Origin of the sequence: Spirosoma radiotolerans (assembly GCF_000974425.1) — a bacterium.
GTDB classification, from domain to species: domain Bacteria; phylum Bacteroidota; class Bacteroidia; order Cytophagales; family Spirosomataceae; genus Spirosoma; species Spirosoma radiotolerans.
Map to the genome: position 1 here is coordinate 6,838,153 of NZ_CP010429.1, position 19,731 is coordinate 6,857,883.

Annotated in this window: 15 protein-coding genes; 6 read left to right on the forward strand and 9 right to left on the reverse strand. The window is 49.1% G+C overall.

Going from position 1 to position 19,731, the window contains the following annotated elements; translation table 11 throughout:
• Positions 1-124: 124 nt before the first annotated feature.
• Complete coding sequence (locus tag SD10_RS27825; protein ID WP_046578645.1) at positions 125-502, reverse strand: hypothetical protein; 378 nt, start codon at positions 500-502, stop codon at positions 125-127.
• A 236-nt stretch (positions 503-738) separates the two neighbouring features.
• On the opposite strand from SD10_RS27825, the gene SD10_RS28965 reads away from it, so the two are divergent.
• Together SD10_RS28965 and nadC are read left to right on the forward strand one after the other, a co-directional pair.
• Positions 739-4,380 (forward strand): T9SS type A sorting domain-containing protein, encoded by a 3,642-nt coding sequence (locus SD10_RS28965; protein WP_052731311.1) that lies wholly within the window; start codon positions 739-741, stop codon positions 4,378-4,380.
• Between the two features lie 65 nt (positions 4,381-4,445).
• Positions 4,446-5,279 carry a carboxylating nicotinate-nucleotide diphosphorylase gene (gene nadC, locus SD10_RS27835; RefSeq protein ID WP_046578647.1) on the forward strand — a complete coding sequence of 278 codons (834 nt, stop codon included), beginning with the start codon at positions 4,446-4,448 and terminating at the stop codon, positions 5,277-5,279.
• A gap of 108 nt (positions 5,280-5,387) precedes the next feature.
• Here the strand turns inward: nadC and SD10_RS27840 are convergent, their stop codons facing one another.
• The 5 genes from SD10_RS27840 to SD10_RS27860 all read right to left on the reverse strand — a co-directional run bounded on the left by SD10_RS27840 (position 5,388) and on the right by SD10_RS27860 (position 11,106).
• The gene (locus tag SD10_RS27840) at positions 5,388-5,747 is read right to left on the reverse strand and encodes a hypothetical protein (RefSeq protein WP_046578649.1); all 360 of its coding nucleotides are present in this window, start codon (positions 5,745-5,747) and stop codon (positions 5,388-5,390) included.
• Between the two features lie 202 nt (positions 5,748-5,949).
• Positions 5,950-6,930, reverse strand: a complete 981-nt coding sequence (locus SD10_RS27845; protein WP_046578651.1) for a pyruvate dehydrogenase complex E1 component subunit beta — start codon at positions 6,928-6,930, stop codon at positions 5,950-5,952.
• Between the two features lie 159 nt (positions 6,931-7,089).
• On the reverse strand, positions 7,090-8,100 hold the full coding sequence (locus SD10_RS27850; protein WP_046578654.1) for a phosphotransferase: 1,011 nt from the start codon (positions 8,098-8,100) through the stop codon (positions 7,090-7,092).
• 68 nt (positions 8,101-8,168) lie between these two features.
• A complete protein-coding gene (gene porZ / locus SD10_RS27855; RefSeq protein ID WP_046578656.1) occupies positions 8,169-10,487 on the reverse strand; it encodes a type IX secretion system anionic LPS delivery protein PorZ in 2,319 nt (772 codons plus the stop codon).
• On the reverse strand, positions 10,477-11,106 hold the full coding sequence (locus tag SD10_RS27860) for a thymidine kinase (protein ID WP_046578658.1): 630 nt from the start codon (positions 11,104-11,106) through the stop codon (positions 10,477-10,479). The genes porZ and SD10_RS27860 overlap by 11 nt, the downstream gene beginning before the upstream one ends.
• Positions 11,107-11,324: 218 nt before the next feature.
• Here SD10_RS27860 and SD10_RS27865 point away from each other — a divergent pair, with 218 nt between their 5' ends.
• Positions 11,325-12,629, forward strand: a complete 1,305-nt coding sequence (locus tag SD10_RS27865; RefSeq protein WP_046580257.1) for a hypothetical protein — start codon at positions 11,325-11,327, stop codon at positions 12,627-12,629.
• A gap of 313 nt (positions 12,630-12,942) precedes the next feature.
• The gene (locus tag SD10_RS27870; protein WP_046578660.1) at positions 12,943-15,042 is read left to right on the forward strand and encodes a ComEA family DNA-binding protein; all 2,100 of its coding nucleotides are present in this window, start codon (positions 12,943-12,945) and stop codon (positions 15,040-15,042) included.
• A 51-nt stretch (positions 15,043-15,093) separates the two neighbouring features.
• Here the strand turns inward: SD10_RS27870 and SD10_RS27875 are convergent, their stop codons facing one another.
• On the reverse strand, positions 15,094-15,840 hold the full coding sequence (locus SD10_RS27875) for an ABC transporter ATP-binding protein (RefSeq protein WP_046578662.1): 747 nt from the start codon (positions 15,838-15,840) through the stop codon (positions 15,094-15,096).
• 81 nt (positions 15,841-15,921) lie between these two features.
• A complete protein-coding gene (locus SD10_RS27880; protein WP_046578664.1) occupies positions 15,922-16,653 on the reverse strand; it encodes an MlaE family ABC transporter permease in 732 nt (243 codons plus the stop codon).
• A gap of 181 nt (positions 16,654-16,834) precedes the next feature.
• Here SD10_RS27880 and SD10_RS27885 point away from each other — a divergent pair, with 181 nt between their 5' ends.
• Entirely contained in the window at positions 16,835-17,509 is a 675-nt protein-coding gene (locus tag SD10_RS27885; protein ID WP_046578665.1) for an SDR family oxidoreductase, read from the forward strand.
• 141 nt (positions 17,510-17,650) lie between these two features.
• Complete coding sequence (locus SD10_RS27890; RefSeq protein ID WP_046578667.1) at positions 17,651-18,565, forward strand: ROK family protein; 915 nt, start codon at positions 17,651-17,653, stop codon at positions 18,563-18,565.
• Between the two features lie 71 nt (positions 18,566-18,636).
• Here SD10_RS27890 and murB read toward each other — a convergent pair whose 3' ends face one another.
• On the reverse strand, positions 18,637-19,662 hold the full coding sequence (gene murB, locus SD10_RS27895; RefSeq protein ID WP_046578669.1) for a UDP-N-acetylmuramate dehydrogenase: 1,026 nt from the start codon (positions 19,660-19,662) through the stop codon (positions 18,637-18,639).
• Positions 19,663-19,731 lie beyond the last annotated feature (69 nt).

Genomic DNA, 19,731 nt, shown 5'->3' on the forward strand with positions numbered 1-19,731 from the left:
TGAGTTGGCTATTAAATACTAAGGTGATTACGTATGAAGTCCGCTTTTGGTGGGCAGTGACTCAAGGAAAGAAAAGAATGCGGCCAGTGTAGAACGCTAAATTAATTTGGCCTGTACGCGTATACTAGGGCGCATTGGTAGCAATATGATGCCCAAATACGTGCCTGAAGTAAGAAAAATAGAAATGCGGTAGAGTGAAGAAGCGCAATAAGGGAACGCTTAGCAGTAATAAAATCAGCAACGTTGGCGCTGGCAGCAGAAAGGCGCTCTGCCCCGACTCGCCCAGTTGAATGGCCGGTGTAACAACGGCTTCATATTGAGCTGTGCTTAATTTGGCTGATGCAGGCGCATCGGTTGCCTTACCCGACTTTGCCTGCCCAGCAACCGCTTTGTGCGCTACCTTAGCCTGGGTTAAATTACCATGTCCCCATACCGCCGTAAACAGCAGCAAGGTCGCCAGCACGAGACTGGAAAGGCGTTGTATGACACGGGGTTGCTTCATATATTTCCTTAGCGGATGACAAATTTCGTACCATTTCTGGAAGAATGCAAGTAGCTAAGACAGGTTTTCAATGTCTTTATGTATATATAGTAAGTAGGACGATAATTTTTAGCCCGGCCGTTGGTATTAAGTTTTTAACCTTCAGATTATCAGATCATTTAATTAATTGTGAAATATTAATCTTATTCATTTAATGTAAACATTTTATATATATATTACGCATAAAAATAACTTATATGGTAAAAGTTCTATTCACTTGTTTATTTGTATTAGTTGCTCTTTTGGGTAAGGGGCAAAGTGGATCGACGCCTGTCCGACTTACGGTCGTGTCCATCGCAGCCAGCGAAAATACGGGACAGGATTATTCGCCCTGGTTAAGCGATGATCTTACTAAACAGGTACAGAGTATCTGGACGGGGAATGATAAGTGGGTACAGGTAACACTCAAGCTGGAGAAAAAAAGCCTGCTATCGACTCTATCCCTGTATGACGCAGAAGGGACATTTAGCGATAAACCCGCTTTGCTCTATGCCCTGAACGGAAACCAACGGGTTCTGATTGGGTCGTTTGACGGGTCTACCTATAAGACTTGGGTGAAGCTTACGCCCTTCCAGCCGCTCGTTGCCGATGCCATCATGATTTATAAGTATGGTAATAATATACCCCAAAAGATTCAGGCCTTTGGCCAGCCCATTACAAGCTCAACGGCTATACCGCGTCCGCTCGATTTATTAACCCTTGCTTCGGCAAAAGACAACCCGGTAACGGGCGAGGATTACTCGGCCTATCTGAACGATAACATAGCCAATCTCGTCCCTTCGTATTGGGAGCCCGCCAATTTTCAATGGACTGATGTAACGATTAAGTTCAGTAAGAAAAGTTTGCTGACCAAACTGGATCTGTATGATTTTGAAGGCACGTTTGAATCGGCTCCGGCTCAGATCTATGCGGTAAACGGAAAAGAAAAAACGCTGATTGGTACGTTCATCGGCGACAGCTATATGGTATTTAAGCCGTACACGTTGACCGAGCCGCTGGTAGCGGAGGGAATTGTCATTCATAAATATTGCAATAACATACCGGTCAAAATACGGGCCTATGGAAAAGTATTGCCGACCGATCCGCTCGATGCTATTTTGTATGCTCAGGAACGGGTGAATGTAACGAGTGTCGTATCGAGTTTACCCACGGCGCAAAGTTATGCTCCCTATCTGAATGATGATATGAATAGCCTGGTGCAAACCGACGGCAATAGCGCCGATTGTGTATGGATGGACCTTACTCTCAAACTGGCTGCGAAAAGTACACTGACCAAGCTGGAGCTATACGATGGTGCGAACGAATTTTCGAGCACACCCGCTGTGATTTATGCCCTCAACGGAACCCAGAAAACGTTGCTCGGGACGTTTACGGGGCCTGCGTTTGCGGTCTGGCAGGAGTTGTCCTTTCCGTCGGTGGTGGCCGATGCCATCATGATTCACAAGTACTGCAATGCGCTACCGCTCAAAATTCGGCTATATGGCCATCCGCTGGACGGGGCCGTAACGACAACGACGGGCAGTACCACCACAACTCCGCCCGTGACAACTACATCGCCGACGACGTCAACGACTACGGCCGTTTCATTGGGGAGCAAAATCCCGATCGACGCCAGTCGGTGGTATCAACTTAATAACATCAGTAGTGGGCTGGGGCCTCTATTTGACGGAAAAGTCACGGATGAGGTACAAACCGGCTGGGGTAAAATCCTAAGTAATTACGATGCCTATTATCCGCTACAAACCGGCGAGTCGATGGCTATCAAAGCTATAAAGTTTTATGATGGCAACGGAAGTAATTCCACTTCTCCCATGCGGTTGTCCATCATTACTCGTGACTGGCGACGCATTGAACTAGCGCAGTTTCAGGGGCTGGAGTACAATGTCTGGGTAGGGCCCTACCCAACCCGGTCGACCTCGGGCGATGCGAAATTTCTGCTCGATAGCGTCGTGACGGGAGCGCGCTACCTGGTCATCAATACAACCGATTTCTGGCCTCGTGAGATAGAGCTTTATGGAACGTATCAGGCGGGCAGCACAACCAGTGGAGCGGCCCCCAAAAAGAGCCCACAGTTTAAGAACCTGCTCGGGATAAACGGGTTCGAATGGGATTTTTATCAATCAGGTGTACCGGGGATTTCGGCCCCTAAAATGAAGGCCTTGCAATCTTTTGGCGTTATTCGGCATTACATGGACTGGGAAAAGCTGGAGCTGACCGAAGGGAAGTACACCTTTAATCCAACCCATGCTGGTGGCTGGAATTACGATCTTATGTACGAACGCTGCAAAGCAGAAGGCATTGAGGTTATGGCTTGCCTGAAAGATCTGGCACCCTGGATGAACGCGACGTATCCTGCCGACCAGCAGGGCAACGATAACGTACCCGTGCGTTATGGAAAAAACTTTGCCAGTCCGGCATCTTACATTGAACAGGCAAAAGTAGCGTTTCAGTACGCGGCCCGATATGGCAAAAACATCACTGTAGACCCGGCTCTGGTTAAAGTAAATCCGGCTATTCGCTGGACATCCGATCCGCCAAACGTCGTGAAAATTGGCCTTGGCTTGATCAATTACATTGAATGCGACAACGAGCGTGACAAGTGGTGGCGCGGCCGAAAAGCGTACCAAACGGGCCGAGAGTATGCGGCCAATATGTCGGCGTTTTACGATGGGCATAAGAATACGATGGGGGCGGGCGTTGGCGTGAAAAATGCCGATCCGAGCATGACGGTGGTCATGGGCGGCTTGTGCTCGATTGCCAACGGCACCGATTACATCCGGGGTATGATTGACTGGTGTAAAGAGTTTCGGGGGTATAAATCGGATGGACGGGTCAATCTCTGCTGGGATGTGATCAATTACCACCTCTATCCCGATAATTCCAGCTCCATGCAAAATGGTAGCGGTGCGTCGGCACGGGGAGCCGCGCCAGAATTATCGGTTGCCGCTCAGGTGGTTCGAAATGTATTGAAACTAGCACACGAAGCCTGCTATGATATGCCCGTTTATGTGTCCGAAACGGGCTATGATCTAAATCAGGGAAGCCCGCTTCGCGCCATCCCCATTGGTTCCAAATCGGTCTTGAGTACTCAGGCCGACTGGAATTTGCGGACAGCCCTGTTGTACGGTCGGGAAGGAGTAGATCGAGTCGATTTTTATCAGACCTACGACCTGAATCTGGATTGTCCGACTCAATTCTGTTCGATGGGCTTTATGAATGCTGATTTCAGCCGTAAACCCACCGCCGATTATTTCTATCAGGCCAAAAAACTCATCGGCGATTATGTGTTTAAAGAGTCGATCAGCACAAATCCAAATGTGGACCGGTACGAACGCAATGGCCAGTCTGCCTATGCACTCTGGATTCCCGACGAAGTGGGCCGAACGGGCCAGTATTCATTGAATCTGGGAGCCGGTTCTATCGCACGGGTATACACGCCCCAAGCTGGTCGTGATACGATGGCGTTGCAGATTCGGCCAACGGTAAACAGCAAGATTACCCTGACCCTAACGGAGACACCCCAGTTTGTCATCGCAGCTTCTGGTGCCGCACGGTCATCCGCCGAATTTTCGGAGATCAACGACGAATCGCTGCGGGTTTATCCGAATCCATCCATAGAGCGCGTAGAAATTCAACTTAGCAATGCATATTTGGGCGAAGTTGAAGTCAGCGTAATTGATGCCAATCTAGGGCTCACCCGCCACCAGACCACACTGCAAAAAAACGCCCGTTTTTTTTCTGGTACTATTGACCTGTCAGCTCTCCCGTTTGGAATTTATCTTCTCGACGTGAAGCAGGGTAACGAACGAACCGTAAGACGAATTTTGAAAGCGCGTTAATCACTTTCCGCTCCCGGCCAGCTGTTGACATTCTGTCGAAAAGAATAATCTGCTACCTTGCAGGTATGAATTTACATGAGTTTATACAGCTGGCCTTAGCCGAAGACGTCGGTGATGGCGATCATACGTCTTTATCAACCATCCCGGCCGATGCACAGAAACGAGCACGGCTATTGGTGAAAGAAACGGGAATTTTGGCTGGTGTCGAGGTGGCGCAGGCAATTTTTTCTGAAGTTGATCCCGCCTTTGAGGTTGATGTGCTGATGCATGACGGGGCTAGTATCAAGCCCGGTGATATCGTGCTGACCGTTAGCGGAAACGCGCGTAATATCCTGACCGCCGAGCGATTGGTGCTAAACTGCATGCAGCGGATGAGCGGCATCGCGACGCATACCCGCGAACTGGTCAATTTTTTAGAGGGAACACGGGCAAAATTGCTGGATACGCGAAAGACCACGCCAAATTTTCGTATTTGTGAGAAAATGGCCACAAAAATTGGCGGGGCAGTCAATCATCGCTTTGGATTATATGACCAAATTCTGATTAAAGACAACCATGTCGACTATGCCGGAGGTGTCGAAGCGGCCATTACCAAAGCCGTTGCGTATTTAAAAGAAACCGGCCGCCAATTACGAATCGAAATAGAAACCCGTAACCGGGCCGAGGTAGAGGAAGTGCTTCGCGTGGGGCACGTGGATATTATTTTATTAGACAATTTCCCGCCCGAGGGTATCCGCGACATGGTGCGGTTGATCAACGGCCGCTTCGTGACAGAAGCATCGGGTGGCATTGATGAAACGAACCTGCGGGCTTATGCCGAAACGGGCGTCGATTATATATCTTCCGGTGCCTTGACGCACCAGGTAAAAAGTTTGGATTTGAGTTTGAAAGCGTATTGAGTGGGACTTGGGCGCAGTTGATTTTCGTCATCCCTTCTTCGTTGGGATGACGAAAATCAACTGCGCCCGCTTCTATTCCGCTGCACAAAAGTCTTTTTCTAATTACTATTATTTCGCCGGATTTTCATCAATACCCAATCTGGGAAGCGCTGGGTTTAGCACGCGCGGCACAACTTTGATTCGAAAAACCCGCGCTCCGGCAACGTTGAAATCACAACTATAAAATTGCCGCTGTTTTACGCCCCGATACACCGCCGTGTAATTAACCTTGGGCGGCCAATTGTTCAATGCCAGTTCAGCCGTGATCGCATCAACTGCTTTGCGAAGGTTAGAAAAGAATATGACGGTTGGTTCGCGCTGACGCAACGCCGATAAGGAGCCAACGTATTGAATCGTAACTTCATAAATTGTACGACCACTTAGCTTAAATATGGGGCGTTTTTGCGTGTTATCAGACAAATCGTTCATACGTACCAATAATACGGAAAACTATACGACTATTTTTCACCACCTAAACTTTTTGAAGCCGTCCAGGGTTTACCCTATAATTGAATCAAATACACCGCCCGGCCGTTGAAAGACAGTCGGGCGTTTTTGTAAGAAAAAAGCGCCGACCGGATAGATCGACGCTTTTTTACTAACGCAGATAGACACCTGCGCTGCTGACCAATTACTTTTTATACATCACCGTTTCTACGGCCTGTAACGTACGTTTCACATTTGGCAAAATCGCTTCGATGAGCGTTGGTGCATACGGCAACGGCAAATCCATACTGTTCACCCGAACAACAGGCGCATCGAGGTAATCGAAGGCGTTGCGTTGAATGTTGTAGGTCAACTCCGACGAGATAGCGGCTAATGGCCAGGCTTCTTCAACAATGACACACCGGTTTGTTTTCTTCACCGAATTGATGATTGTTGCGTAATCGATTGGGCGTACGGACCGCAGGTCGATAACCTCCGCCGAAACGCCGTTTTTCGCTAACTCATCGGCGGCAGCAAGCGCTACTTTCATGATCTTACCGAACGATACGATTGTTACGTCGTTTCCTTCCCGTACGACATTGGCGAGGCCAATCGGAATCAGGTATTCTTCTTCAGGAACCTGACCTTTGTCGCCGTACATCAACTCCGACTCCATAAAAATAACGGGGTCGTTGTCGCGAATACACGACTTAAGCAGTCCCTTTGCATCATAAGGATTCGAGGGGACGACTACTTTCAGGCCCGATGTATTGGCAAACCAGTTTTCGAAGTTCTGCGAGTGTTGTGAAGACAGCATCCCGGCATTCCCCGTGGGGCCACGGAATACGATGGGACAGGAATATTGGCCACCCGACATGGACATAATTTTAGCGGCCGAGTTGATAACCTGATCAATCGCAACAAGCGAAAAGTTAAAGGTCATAAACTCAATAATTGGCCGAAGTCCGTTAATGGCAGAACCAACACCAATACCGGCGAAACCAAGCTCGGCGATAGGGGTATCAATGACCCGCTCCGGGCCAAATTCGTCCAGCATTCCCTGACTAACTTTGTAAGCGCCATTGTATTCGGCAACTTCTTCGCCCATCAGATAAACTTTCGGATCCCGGCGCATTTCTTCCGTCATGGCCTCCCGCAGGGCTTCACGGAATTGTATTTCTCTCATAATGAGTGCGTTGATTGCGTTTGGTTGCTCATTCGGTTCATGTTGACACCTGAATGAGATGGCAGAAAACCTGTCAAAATTAGGCAAAATGCCCTGATTCGTCAAATAGCAGGTAAAGGCTTATTTTAATATAGCTACTGTGTGGGTAGTATCTGTCGTTTACTGTAGTATTTGCCGGCTTTCATCCAGCAGCGAACGTTTCTCCTCGATGGATAAGCTAAGGGGAAGCTGAGGGTATTCAACGAGCCGACGCAGGAGTTCAACGCTGGTAAATTGTTGGCGTAATTGTTCATTGAAGCCCGTCGGTTTTACATAATTGGTCAGGACGCGGTTAATTGTTGCTGAAGGCTGTTGAGCCAACATCAGGTGCGCGATTAAGATACCTAAATCAAACTCAGCAGGACCGTAGAAACAAAATTCAGGATCGATTACTTTGAGGTGGTTGTGGGTAGTCTGAAGCCAGCTTCCAGGGTAATAGTCTCCATGCAGCAGTGTTTTTGACGCACCTGTCTGCGGCTGGTTATTGTCCGACAAGTACAGCTCCCCCAATTGTCTAACTATCTTCTTCAAGGATACATCCTGCTTACAGGACATGGTTAACTCCGCCAGCCCCGGTTGTACGGTGTCAAGATTGACGCCATTGTCTTCCCGGAAAGGAGCTATAAAGATAGACTCGTGATTGAGCAAGCGCATGGCCTGATTGGTGAAGATCGGGCCGGGCTTTTCGGTAGCAAAATGATAATGGAGTTCGGATAGGTAGTCCGTTAAGGTTAGGGTATCGGCTTCTGATAACAATTGGCCTGAATGATACAGAAACGTATAGGCCGGGGCGTCCCCTACATCTTCCAATACCAGAATGTTATTTTCTCGATCTATCCCCATCAGCAAAGGCATTGCGCTGGCCAGCATAGGAATAGACTGTATCTCCTGATAAAAACTCCCTTCGATAACCGCCCGATTGGCGGGGGCCGGTAGCGTTGGGTTCTTCTCAACGTATGCCCGCGATTGTTTGACAATAAGGGATCGAATGGAAGTTGTTACCCGAAGGATGTAATTCATGTTGCCCTCACCGGGAATCTCAACCGATGCGACAACTTCTTCCGTATCGAGCCAGCCACGTCGGCGCAAATAATCTTGCAGTGCACCAGTCTGTAGAATGTCTAAATGCATAAGCAGGCAGTTGGTAAGTTTATCTACCCGAATGTACAATTTACCCGGCAATTACTGATAAGTGCTCGCTATCGAACCACGGCCAGCTTGCCCGCCAGTCCTTCCGACCCGTCGACGTTAACAACGACAATCAGGTAAATGCCCGTCTGGGCCATGCGACCCAGGTAATCCCGTAATGCCCAGGTGGCTGTACCGCCCTGCGATCGGGTTTCGTAGACCAGTTGCCCACCCGCATTAAAGATTTTTACCGTTGCATTGTCGGTCAATCCGTTGATGCCGACAGTACCCGTAAAATCTGGCCGAACAGGGTTAGGAAAAATAGTGATCTGGTTGAGGGTTAAAGCCGGCTCAGTAGCCGGGCCCTGGTAAGAGATGATTCCCTTGGATTGATCGCCAGCGCTGGTCTCGATGAATACCTTACCGGAGGTGGGTTCGATGGCTAACGACTGTACGGTGTTGGTGGGTAAAGGGCTATTGTCGGCTGTAAATGTATCGAGCAATTGTGACCCATCGGGCGCAACATGGTATAGTCCACTGCGTGTACCGAGCCATTTTCGGTTACCGCCATCAACGGCTATCGATGTGATAAGCTCGTTGGCCAGCAATCGGCGTCCATTAAGAACAGGAGACTGGGCGTCTAGTTTTAGGTCGAAAGCACCGTAGGGATTGTCGAAAACCATAGGGCCAAGATCTGTACCAACCCAGATAACCCCGTTATGATCTTTTACCAAAGCCCGAACGTTGTTCGTTAACAGGCTGCCCTGGCCTATGATCGTACTTAAAGCCCGGCTTCGGTTTGTTTGAGGGTCGAAAACCAGTAAGCCACCACCAACCTCGGTTCGAAGCCACAGAAACCCGTTGTCGTCGGGCACAATCTGGACAAGGTTGGTCTGGCTAACGGCCGGAAACGATTGGTATTGTCCGTCGGTTCGGCGGACGTGTAAGGTCGCTTGCTGGGCATTGCCCCGACCCGTTGTGATCCATAAATTTCCGTCAGTGTCAGTGGCCAGACTGTTAATGAATGGGCTGATGGTAGTAGGTAACGTGACAGATGTCGGCGGTTGGCCCGTTACCTGGCTCCACAGGCCTCCGCCAAAATTTCCCAGATATACTTTTTGCTCCGTAGCCACGTAGGCGGCCGAATTAAAGCCGCGCGTTGAGCCAGTCATCAGACTGCTGTTCCATCGCTCGGCTGGCACCGACAACAACTCGACCGGCGGCTGATTTTGTCCTAAGGAAGTGGTTTCCTGAGGGGCATTGGGCAGGGCTACCAGCGTTTGCGCATAGGCGTATAATTGCGCAAACTGATCGCGCGTTGGGCCCTCGGGGGCGATGCGTTGGAGTGTACCGGCTGTTGTAGTCAATAAACCGTTCCGGGCATCGGCAATCCAGAGTGTGTTACCATCGGCCTGCACCTCGCGCGGGTCAGCCAATAGTGGGCCCGTAAACGAACCCACTCCCGGCAAGGTTATGGCCTGGTTAGTCGCTAAAATGAGGCCCGCTGCGCTGGGGAACTGCCTGATAAGGGAACTGGTGAGCGGCAGGGTGAGTGTCCAGCGACCGAGTTGCCGTTCATAAGTACCCTGTCCATTTACCGTTGCCGATAAACGACCCTGGTTCGCGACAATCGACTCGGTTTGCAGGCCGGGCGTAGCTATTGGTCGCCAGTTTGCCGGATCGACAATATTGACATTGGCCGCAAAACGAATTGCTCGAATTTGGGGTTGGGTAGCCGTTGACGTCAGGGGGGCGGTTAAGGCGTAGAGGCTATCGCTTGTAGCGGCCAACTGAAAAATGGGAAGGGGAGAACCATCCGTCCGTTGGCTAAAATATGTATCCCGAATTTCATTTTTTAGCAGATCCAGTACAACAAGCCCGAAGTCAGTGCTCAGATAGGCATTGTTGCCAATTCTGTTGAGGTGATTAATACCTCGGCCGGTAGGGAGAGAAGAGGCCGTAACAATTGTATTTACATTCGAGACAGTACCTGGTTCGCCGGTATCCGTTAGGGTCAGAAAATCCAGATTACCGTTTTGGTAGGCAATAAACAACCGTTTCTGATCCGCCAGGTATAGCAATCGACTTATACCTACATCACTCAAACCATCCTGCTTCGCAAGGGTTCTGGTTTCCTGAGTGCTTTTATCGAAGTAAAATAACCCGTTTCGAGTAGCGGCATAAACCATATTGCCAACAACCGCCACCGATTGGCCAGACTGGTAGCTGACATGCGATTGCCAAACACCGATCTGAGCGAATGCAGGATAGGAAAGCGAAAAAAGAATGATAAAGGATGAATAACAAATGATGGATGAGCCCCGGAATTTAGTGGCTAAAGACCGGAGACACTTTTTAAATAAAATGTAATTTATTACATCATTCATCATTCACAACAGTCTCATAGGCCCACTCTTTGCGGCCAGCGTCGCTGCCGAGGTTAAAGCAGCGTCGGCAGCGGGCTTCGTAGCTATCGGTTTCACCTAAAAGTACGCGGTCCTGCGAGGGAACGAGCCGATAAGAATACTGGGCAATGTCGCCACAGACCACACAAATAGCGTGGACCTTCGTGACGTATTCAGCGATGCTCATGAGTTGAGGCATACAGCCAAACGGTTGCCCCGAAAAGTCCATATCAAGCCCGGCAACGATTACGCGCTTGCCCTGGTTGGCCAGCAAGTTACAGACATCCAGAATGTCTTTATCAAAAAACTGGGCCTCGTCTATACCAACAACATCACAGTTCCCGGCTAAGGGAGGAATTTGGCCCGCCGTTTGCACAGGATTAGAATGGATAGCCAGTGCTGAATGCGACACGATGTTTTCGTCGTGGTAACGCGTATCCAGCGCAGGCTTAAAGATCTCAACGTTCAGCTTGGCAATACGTGCTCGGTTAAGTCGACGAATTAACTCTTCCGTTTTTCCGGAGAACATCGATCCACAGATTACTTCGATCCAGCCAGTGCGGAGATGGGGCGGTTCGCGTCGTCGGGATGGTTCAATAAACATTGAAAATTGATTGATAAAGTACGGTAAAACGGGACGGGAACGTAAAAAGCACCAGGATGGCCATGACAAATCGGAATGAAATTTGTTTCAATTACCCACAGGGTTTCCCCGTTGTAGAATTGAATCATGGCGTACAGCCCGTTGCATTTGATTTCTTCATGAACAACAGCCGGTTTGCGGCCGAAAGATATATATTTACAAAACAAAGGCTTTTCCTAATGTCGAACAAGTTTAACGCCAACGCCCTTACAGAATACAGCAAGTCTTATGCTCGCCGGATTGCGTCCGATTTCTACCAGCATCATGCCACCATCAGTGGCCAGCAAATTCTGTCGCTAACGCCGATTAACCAGATCAACCTGTTCGTTATTAGTAGCTTGTCTGATAAATGGCAAGCCGATGCGGCTAAGTTTCGGAGCCCTTATTTTGATTTTACCAATGCCGATGTAGAGGAGGCTTTACGTAATTTCATGAACGTTGTGTCTCAGCATATTTCGGTTCGGCGCGAACATCTCGAACCGCTGTTAGCCGATGCGACTCGCCGGACCATCATCATGATTTTTGACCCCCGAGCTTATTTCGATGATGTGCTCCGGAGCCAGCCTGAGTTTACCGTAACGGCTGATGTGATGAAGCAAATGGTGCGGTATACGAAGATTAATCAGTTTATTCCGACTCATATCATGCAGCGCATGAACGGTAAACCGTTTGTGTATGTCAATCAGGCATTGGGATTTTTAGACGAAGTCCTGAGCCAGCGGGCCCATGAGCTCGAGCATTACGATAAGCTTGTGGCCCTTTTTTCGGAGAAACTGCCAATGGATGTGGCGGCTCTGCTTCGTAGTCATGTGCCCGATAGCATTCCGGGGGCGCCCATGCGATCGTTCTTCGATACGGCTACCGAACCATCGGTTCCGCCCGCCCCATTGGTAGCTATGGAGACAACCATAGCGGCTCCTGCAATGGAGCCATTACCCACTAATACGGCTGGTAATATATCGGCGACACCTCCGCAGGCATCTCCGGCAAGTCCAGTTTTTGCCAAATCAGCCGATGATTCGACGGATACGGGTGGCGCTATGTTCCTTGACCGGACTAGTGGGCCGGACCCTGTTTCGCCCATCAGTCAGCCGTCGCAGTTGCCAACTACCGACATGACCCAACCTGGCATACCGCAACAATCGCAGCCTGACACAACGGTTGAGGCTAAGCCAACCCTGAATGATACTTTGCGGGAAAGCACTCCTGCCGAGCCCACTACAATGGCCGAAACGTTCCATCGCGCCCCTATTGAGAGTATTGCCCGCAGTATTTCGCTAAATCAGAAATTTCGGTTTATCAACCAGTTATTCAACGGAAATTCGAGTGCCTATAATCAGGCAGTAGAGGAAATAGATACGCTGAATAATTACGGTCAGGCCCTCGATTTAATCTCCTACCGCTATGCTTCCCAGTATTTGTGGGACATGAGCAGCGATGAAGTAAGTGAACTGGTTGAGATTCTGAAACGCCGGTTTGCCTGAGACCAGAACTACAAACCCAGCGGCACAGAGAAGCCTTTATACAACGGCTTTTCTGTGCCGCTGGGTTTGCTTTAGGCGACTGATTTAATTTTCGAATCTCAAATTAATAGCACGCTGATTTTTATGATTCAGAATGATTTTTGAAAGGTGCTCATCAGGGTATTATTTTAGTCTTTTGACACTTTTTCTCCGTCAAATCATAATCTTATCATATTGGCCATAAAAATCAGCGTTCTATCATCAACTAACAGATGTAACCTTTTTGCTCAGTATTCGTCCTAGGCCTTTCATATCCATTCGGTTATAAAGGCCTTTGCGAAACGTTTATCTGCTTACTATAGCTGCATGGCTGATCGTTTGTTCAGCTTTTTGCCAGGCTAACAGACCTGACTATCGAGTTTCTGACCGACCGGCCGATGCACTGAGCCAGCGCCTACAGGATTTATTCCCAGTGCAAACCGAAGGCGTCGATTATCAATCGGTGTACGATGGCCTGGCACAACTTTATGCTAATCCGCTTGACTTGAATAGTGCCACGCGCGATGAGCTGGAAGCAACATACCTCTTTACACAACGCCAACTGAGCAGTCTGGCCACCTACCGGGCTGAGTTCGGTGATCTGTTATCCATTTATGAGCTACAGGCTGTCCCCGACTTCGATGTCTCGACTATTCGGCGGTTATTGCCCTTTGTAACGGTAGCCGGTAACCAGGGATTGTTCGGTGCTTATACGACCCCAACGGATAACTACCTAATTGTTCGTTACGAACGACTTATTGAGCAGCAAAAGGGATTTTCGGACGCTACGCCCGATAAAAAAGGAAACCTCCCGACTCGGTATCTGGGTAGTCCGGGTCAATGGTATGCCCGCTACCGATACAGCCGTCCGCGTGCGTTTAGCATAGGCCTGACTGTGGAACAGGACCCCGGTGAACAGTTGGAGTGGCAGCCTTCGGCCCGTCGATACGGCATTGATTATGTTTCATTTCACGCGCAGGTGCAGAATCGGGGTAAGTGGAAAAATTTACTAATTGGTGATTATCAACTGCAAATTGGGCAGGGACTGATTCTTTCGGCAGGCTTTGTGCTGGGCAAAAGCGCCGAAACAGTGCAGACCATTCGTCGGCCAACCCTGGGTGCCCGGCCCTTCACATCCCTCACCGAATATGGGTACTTCCGGGGTGTAGTAGCTACATATAGCCTGCACCCCGAACTGGACTTAACCCTCATGGCGGCTCGAAACCGGCGCGACGCCAATATTGCGGCCGATAGTTTGGGGGCGGGCGTCATCGCTACGTCACTACAAACATCAGGTTTACACCGGACGCTATCTGAGCGCGACGATCAGGGAAGTTTGCCGGAAACAAACGTTGGGCTGCACCTGCTCTATCACAATCGCCAACAGGTTCACCTTGGGCTAACGGTGCTACGCACCAGTTTTAACACTTTTTTCCGTCGGCGCGATCTGGCTTATAATCAGTATGAGTTTACGGGCAGGCAAAATGTAGTGGCTGGCCTACACGGTGGATACATCTGGCGTAACTGGAATCTGTTTGGTGAACTAGCCCGCAGCAGTGGCTCTGAGACGAATTCGGGCGGCATTGGAGTCGTGGCCGGGGCGTTGGTTAGTCTGACAAAAAAAGTTGATATGTCGGTAACTATACGGCATTATGACCGCAACTTTCATAGTTTTTATAGTAACGGATTCAGTGAGGGGAGCCGGACAATCAACGAATCGGGGGCTTACGTCGGTGTGAAATACACCATTTATCGTCGGCTGACATTGGGCGGCTTTATTGATTATTTCAGCTTCCCTTGGCTAAAGTATTTAGTGGATAAGCCCTCGAAAGGGTTTGATTATTTGTTACAGGCCCGCTACTCGCCTAGCCGACAAACGACCTTTTACGCGCTCTACCATGAAGAACACAAAGAGAAAAACTTAACTGTAGATAAAGTTAAAGACGTAGTGGGAACTACACGCCGGAACTACGTCCTGAACGCGGACTATAAGCTGAGGCATGGCTTATCGCTACGTTCGCGGGTGCAGTGGGGTAGCTTTCGGTATGCGGGACAACTGCCCTCACGTGGGTTTGTGCTGGTGCAGGATGCAACGCTGGAAGTACGAAAATTTAGTCTGAGTGGAAGGGTTGCCCTGTTTGGTACAGATGATTACGATAGCCGTCAATATGTTTATGAGCGCGATGTCCTGTATGCCTTCTCCTTTCCCGCTTACTTTAATCAGGGCGTCCGGCATTATTTATTGGCCCAGTATAACCTGAGTCGCCATCTGGATGTTTGGGTGCGCTGGGCCAGAACAGACCTCACCAATCAGGACACCGTTGGCTCCGACCTCGACCAAATCAACGCACCTCATAAATCAGAAGTGAAAATACAGGTCCGATGGCGGTTCTGAGAAAGTTAGGACTACAACTAACGTTTTAAGAGATGACTTGTAGACAAGTTCTTACTTTTCCATTTCTCGAATCAGCTTATTGGCATTGATAAACTCATTCAATTCCTTTACGTTAGAATGGGTGAGCGTGCTGCTATTTCCCTGCCAGAGCTTGTGCCCTTCATAAAGAAACATAATTTGCTCGCCAATCTCCATCATTGAGTTCATATCGTGAGTGATCACAACGGTTGTGATTTGATACTCATCCGTGATCTCTGAAATGAGCTGATCAATTTTGATGGACGTTAGCGGGTCCAGGCCGGAGTTCGGTTCATCGCAGAATAAGTATTTGGGATTCAAGACGATAGCGCGGGCAATACCAACCCGTTTTTTCATCCCGCCACTAATTTCAGATGGCATCCGGTCGCCCGCTTTTTCAAGCCCAACTCGCCGTAAGCACTCTTGCGCGCGGTCTACCTTTTCGCTCTCCGATTGATCGGTGAGCATATCGAGCGGGAAGCGAACGTTTTCCAGAACAGTTTTCGAGTCAAACAGCGCCGAACCTTGAAACAGAACACCCATTTCGCGTCGAATTGCTTTTTGGGCATCCAGGTCGCTGGTCAGAAAGTCGCGTCCATCATACAAAACTTGGCCGGAATCAGGCTTGATGAGGCCAATCATGCACTTTAGCAGCACACTCTTGCCGGTGCCACTCCCCCCGATAATCAGGCTTGTGTCGCCTGGTTTGAAGCTACCGTCAATTCCCGCCAGCACTTGCCGATCGCCGAAGGATTTCGTAATGTTTTTAATGTCAATCATTTTAACGAATGAACGAGCGCAAGGGTGAATGAGGATAAGTGTGGCTGATGCGTCAAATTTCGCTCATTCACTCTTTGACTACTAGGTAAGTAATAACTGCGTGAGCACAAAGTCGGCGGCTACAATGGCAATGCAACTGTTGGTGACTGCCGACGTCGACGCGGCACCTACTTCGAGGGCACCGCCACTAACATTGTAGCCTTGATAAGCTGAAATAGTCGAGATCAGGAAAGCAAATACAGTGGTTTTAATCAGGGCAAACGCAACACCGAAAGGCTTGTAATCGAAACGTAAACCTGTAATGTAATCTTCGGAAGAGATGACACTTGCCAGCGTGCCCGCGATATAACCGCCCAAAATGGCCAGAAAGGCAGCCATAATAACCAGCAGCGGAAACATAAGCACCGATGCTATTACTTTGGGCAATATCAGGTAAGAACTTGAGTTGATCCCCATAACTTCCAGCGCATCAACCTGTTCGGTAATGCGCATCGTTCCTAATTCACTGGCAATGTTTGACCCCACTTTACCGGCCAGTACAATACACGATAGGGTAGGAGCCAGCTCCAGAATGGAACTGTCGCGCACAATGAGAGCAATAATGTATTTCGGTACAAACGGATTGGTCAGGTTGTAGGCCGTTTGTACGCAGGTAACAGCGCCGATAAATATATTGACCAACGCAACAATAAAGATAGACCCGACGCCAATTGACATGCATTCATTCAGAATAAGGCCCATGTAAACGCGGAATTTCTCGCGGTTGCGGAAGAGGGTACCTAAAAAGATAAAATAACTACCTAATCGTGACATATAAGCGTGTAGAAAACAGTTGAACCTCGTTGATGGTGGTCTGATTGGTATCCATTCGGGAGAACCCCCGTAAAGAGAGAATGGTTTCTGGCGTAACTTGCGACACTGCTTATCCCGATGGATAGTGGTTTTAACGCAAAGCAGCTTTTGCTGTGCAGGCTGACTTAGATTATCATTATTTATGAATCCATTAATTGTGGTAACCGGTGGCTCCAAAGGCATCGGTCGCGCGATTGCCAACCGATTTGTAGCCGAAGGTTTCGATGCTATCGTTTGTGCCCGTTCGGTGGCGGGTCTGGAAGAACCCGGTTTCTTACCGGTTGCCGCCGATCTGTCGACGCGTGATGGCGTCAATACCCTGCTTAACTATATTCATTCGCTCAACCGGCCAGTCGACGTGCTGGTTAACAATACGGGTGTTTTTCTGCCGGGCCAGATTCAGGACGAAGCCGAAGGTACATTCGAGCAACTGATGAGCACCAATGTCGCCAGCGCGTATCACCTGACCCGCGGGCTGGTGGGTGATATGGTGGCCCGTCGGAGGGGACATATTTTTATGATGTGCTCTACGGCCAGCATTACGGCCTACACGAATGGAGGCTCTTATTGTATTTCTAAATTCGCGTTGCTGGGCATGAGCCGGGTGTTGCGCGAAGAACTGAAAATACACGATGTAAAGGTAACGGCCATCTTGCCGGGGGCTACGCTTACCGATAGCTGGGCCGGAACGGATTTGCCCGAAGAACGTTTTTTAAAACCCAATGATGTGGCCGATAGTACCTGGGCAGCGTATTCACTCTCAAAGAGTGCCGTTATTGAAGAAGTACTTATTCGCCCTCAATTAGGCGATATTTAATCCGAATAAAGGCTCAGACGGATAGGAACTAAACAAACGGCCACCAACGAATGGCTATGGACTACCTACTTTTTGTATCTTGCGCCCGATTTTCTATTCCTAACCTGCTAATTGTTCACCATAAACTGACCAATATAAAGAATGGCTTCCGTTGAGTATCTGGGTATCGACGTCGGCGGTACGAACGTCAAAATGGGTATTGTCGATGCCAATACCGGTAAAATTTCTAATTTCTATAGCCATGACACCATTAGCTGGCGGGAATCAGGACACTTTGTAGATCGCTTCGGTGACGCCGTTGCCTTGCAATTATTAGCCAACAAAGAGGTAAAAAAAGTCGGTATCGGTTTGCCAGGCATGCTCAATCGAGAGCGAACAATTCCTCTCGAAATCACGGCTATTCCAGAAATTAACGACATTCCGATGGTCGATTTGCTGAGCAAGCGGTTTCCGGGAGTTCAATTTTTTCTGGCGAACGACGCCAATGCAGCCGCGCTGGGTGAATATTACTTTGCTGAAGAGAAAATCACAGAAAACTACATTTTTATCACGCTCGGTACGGGTGTTGGTGGGGCTGCGATTATCAATAAGAAAATATTCACCGGGGGCGATGGTAATGCCATGGAGCCTGGTCATATCCCTTCCCGCAACGGTCGGGTACTGGAACGGAATATCGGTAAAAAAGAATTGCTCGACTTAGCGAATGAGCGTCGGAAAGAATACAAAGGTGAAACGCATCTGGCCGACGATGGATCGATTTCGACAACAGGCTTAGTGGCAGCTGCAGCTGAAGGGGACGAATTGGCGCTCCAGATCTGGACGGAAGTCGGCGAAATGCTGGGCGAAGGGCTAGCCTCGCTCATTAAAGTGTTAGACATCAAGCAAGTATTGATTGGCGGAGGGCTGTCTGCCTCGTTCGATTATATTCTGCCCGCTGTCAACAAAACGCTCGAATATTGGCTGAATCCTTACTACAAAAATGGCTTGAGCATCAAGCGGGCTACACTCGGCAATGACGCCGGTCTGCTGGGAGCCGCTTCCCTCTGTTTCGACTAAACGAACGGATTGGACGAGCAATAAAATACAGCAGGGAAGACAAGCTTGTCTTCCCTGCTGTATTTTATTGCTTAAATGACATTTACTTCCGGGGAAATCGGTACGCCAAATTTCTCCAGTACAGACTGCTGAACCTTCCGGGCCAGGGCCATAATTTCATCACCGGTAGCCTTGTCATAGTTGACCAGTACCAGAGCCTGCTTGGCATGAACCCCCGCATCGCCCGAGCGGTACCCTTTCCAGCCAGCCTGCTCGATTAGCCAACCCGCCGGTACTTTCACCACATCGTCGCCTACGGGATAGCCCGGCAAGGTTGGATACGTTGCTTTCAGGCTCTCGAACTGATCTTTGGGAATTTCAGGATTTTTGAAAAAACTTCCCGCATTCCCAATTTGAGTTGGGTCAGGTAGTTTGCTGCGTCGAATTCGGATAACGGCGTCGCTGATTGCCTTAATGGATAAGGTTTCGTCCGTTACGCCCATTTCGGTCAGCGTTTCCTGAATAGCGCCATAGCGTGTATGAAAGGTTGGCCGCTTGTCTACCTGAAACGTAACGCTGGTAATGATGTACTGGCCTTTTAATTCCCGCTTGAAAACGCTCTCCCGATAACCAAAGGCGCAGTCGGCATGGGTAAAGGTTTTCTTTTCGCTGGTGAGCGTATGGATGGCCGTGAGCGACTCGAATACCTGCTCCAGCTCAACACCGTAAGCACCGATGTTCTGCATAGGGGCGGCTCCCACAGTGCCGGGTATGAGCGACAGGTTTTCCAGGCCTGCGTAGCCATGGCTAACGCAAAACAGAACCAGTTCGTGCCAATTGACCCCCGCGCCAGCCGTTATGTAAACATGATCGTCGTCGTCGCGTATGACATCAATACCCTGAATATTAACTTTAACAACCAACCCGTCGAAGTCATGGCATAATAACACATTACTGCCACCACCGAGGATTAATTTAGGTTGATTAAGAAAGTCATTCAATTGAAGTACCGTCTGAAGGTCTTCCTCACTATTAACTTCAACCCAATACCGTGCGTTGGCATTAATTCCAAACGTGTTGTATGGTTTGAGCGATACGTGACTTTGTATGTTCAACATGTACTAAGCGTAATAAACGGTCAAAATTAACCAAATTATAGGAGGGGTTTATACAGATAATTACTGGTT

What these genes read in the sequence shown, in the direction of transcription:
- SD10_RS27825 (WP_046578645.1), bottom strand. Translation starts at nt 502, where the DNA reads ATGAAGCAACCCCGTGTCATACAACGCCTTTCCAGTCTCGTGCTGGCG.
- SD10_RS28965 (WP_052731311.1), top strand. Translation starts at nt 739, where the DNA reads ATGGTAAAAGTTCTATTCACTTGTTTATTTGTATTAGTTGCTCTTTTG.
- nadC (WP_046578647.1), top strand. Translation starts at nt 4,446, where the DNA reads ATGAATTTACATGAGTTTATACAGCTGGCCTTAGCCGAAGACGTCGGT.
- SD10_RS27840 (WP_046578649.1), bottom strand. Translation starts at nt 5,747, where the DNA reads ATGAACGATTTGTCTGATAACACGCAAAAACGCCCCATATTTAAGCTA.
- SD10_RS27845 (WP_046578651.1), bottom strand. Translation starts at nt 6,930, where the DNA reads ATGAGAGAAATACAATTCCGTGAAGCCCTGCGGGAGGCCATGACGGAA.
- SD10_RS27850 (WP_046578654.1), bottom strand. Translation starts at nt 8,100, where the DNA reads ATGCATTTAGACATTCTACAGACTGGTGCACTGCAAGATTATTTGCGC.
- porZ (WP_046578656.1), bottom strand. Translation starts at nt 10,487, where the DNA reads ATGATGAATGATGTAATAAATTACATTTTATTTAAAAAGTGTCTCCGG.
- SD10_RS27860 (WP_046578658.1), bottom strand. Translation starts at nt 11,106, where the DNA reads ATGTTTATTGAACCATCCCGACGACGCGAACCGCCCCATCTCCGCACT.
- SD10_RS27865 (WP_046580257.1), top strand. Translation starts at nt 11,325, where the DNA reads ATGTCGAACAAGTTTAACGCCAACGCCCTTACAGAATACAGCAAGTCT.
- SD10_RS27875 (WP_046578662.1), bottom strand. Translation starts at nt 15,840, where the DNA reads ATGATTGACATTAAAAACATTACGAAATCCTTCGGCGATCGGCAAGTG.
- SD10_RS27880 (WP_046578664.1), bottom strand. Translation starts at nt 16,653, where the DNA reads ATGTCACGATTAGGTAGTTATTTTATCTTTTTAGGTACCCTCTTCCGC.
- SD10_RS27885 (WP_046578665.1), top strand. Translation starts at nt 16,835, where the DNA reads ATGAATCCATTAATTGTGGTAACCGGTGGCTCCAAAGGCATCGGTCGC.
- SD10_RS27890 (WP_046578667.1), top strand. Translation starts at nt 17,651, where the DNA reads ATGGCTTCCGTTGAGTATCTGGGTATCGACGTCGGCGGTACGAACGTC.
- murB (WP_046578669.1), bottom strand. Translation starts at nt 19,662, where the DNA reads ATGTTGAACATACAAAGTCACGTATCGCTCAAACCATACAACACGTTT.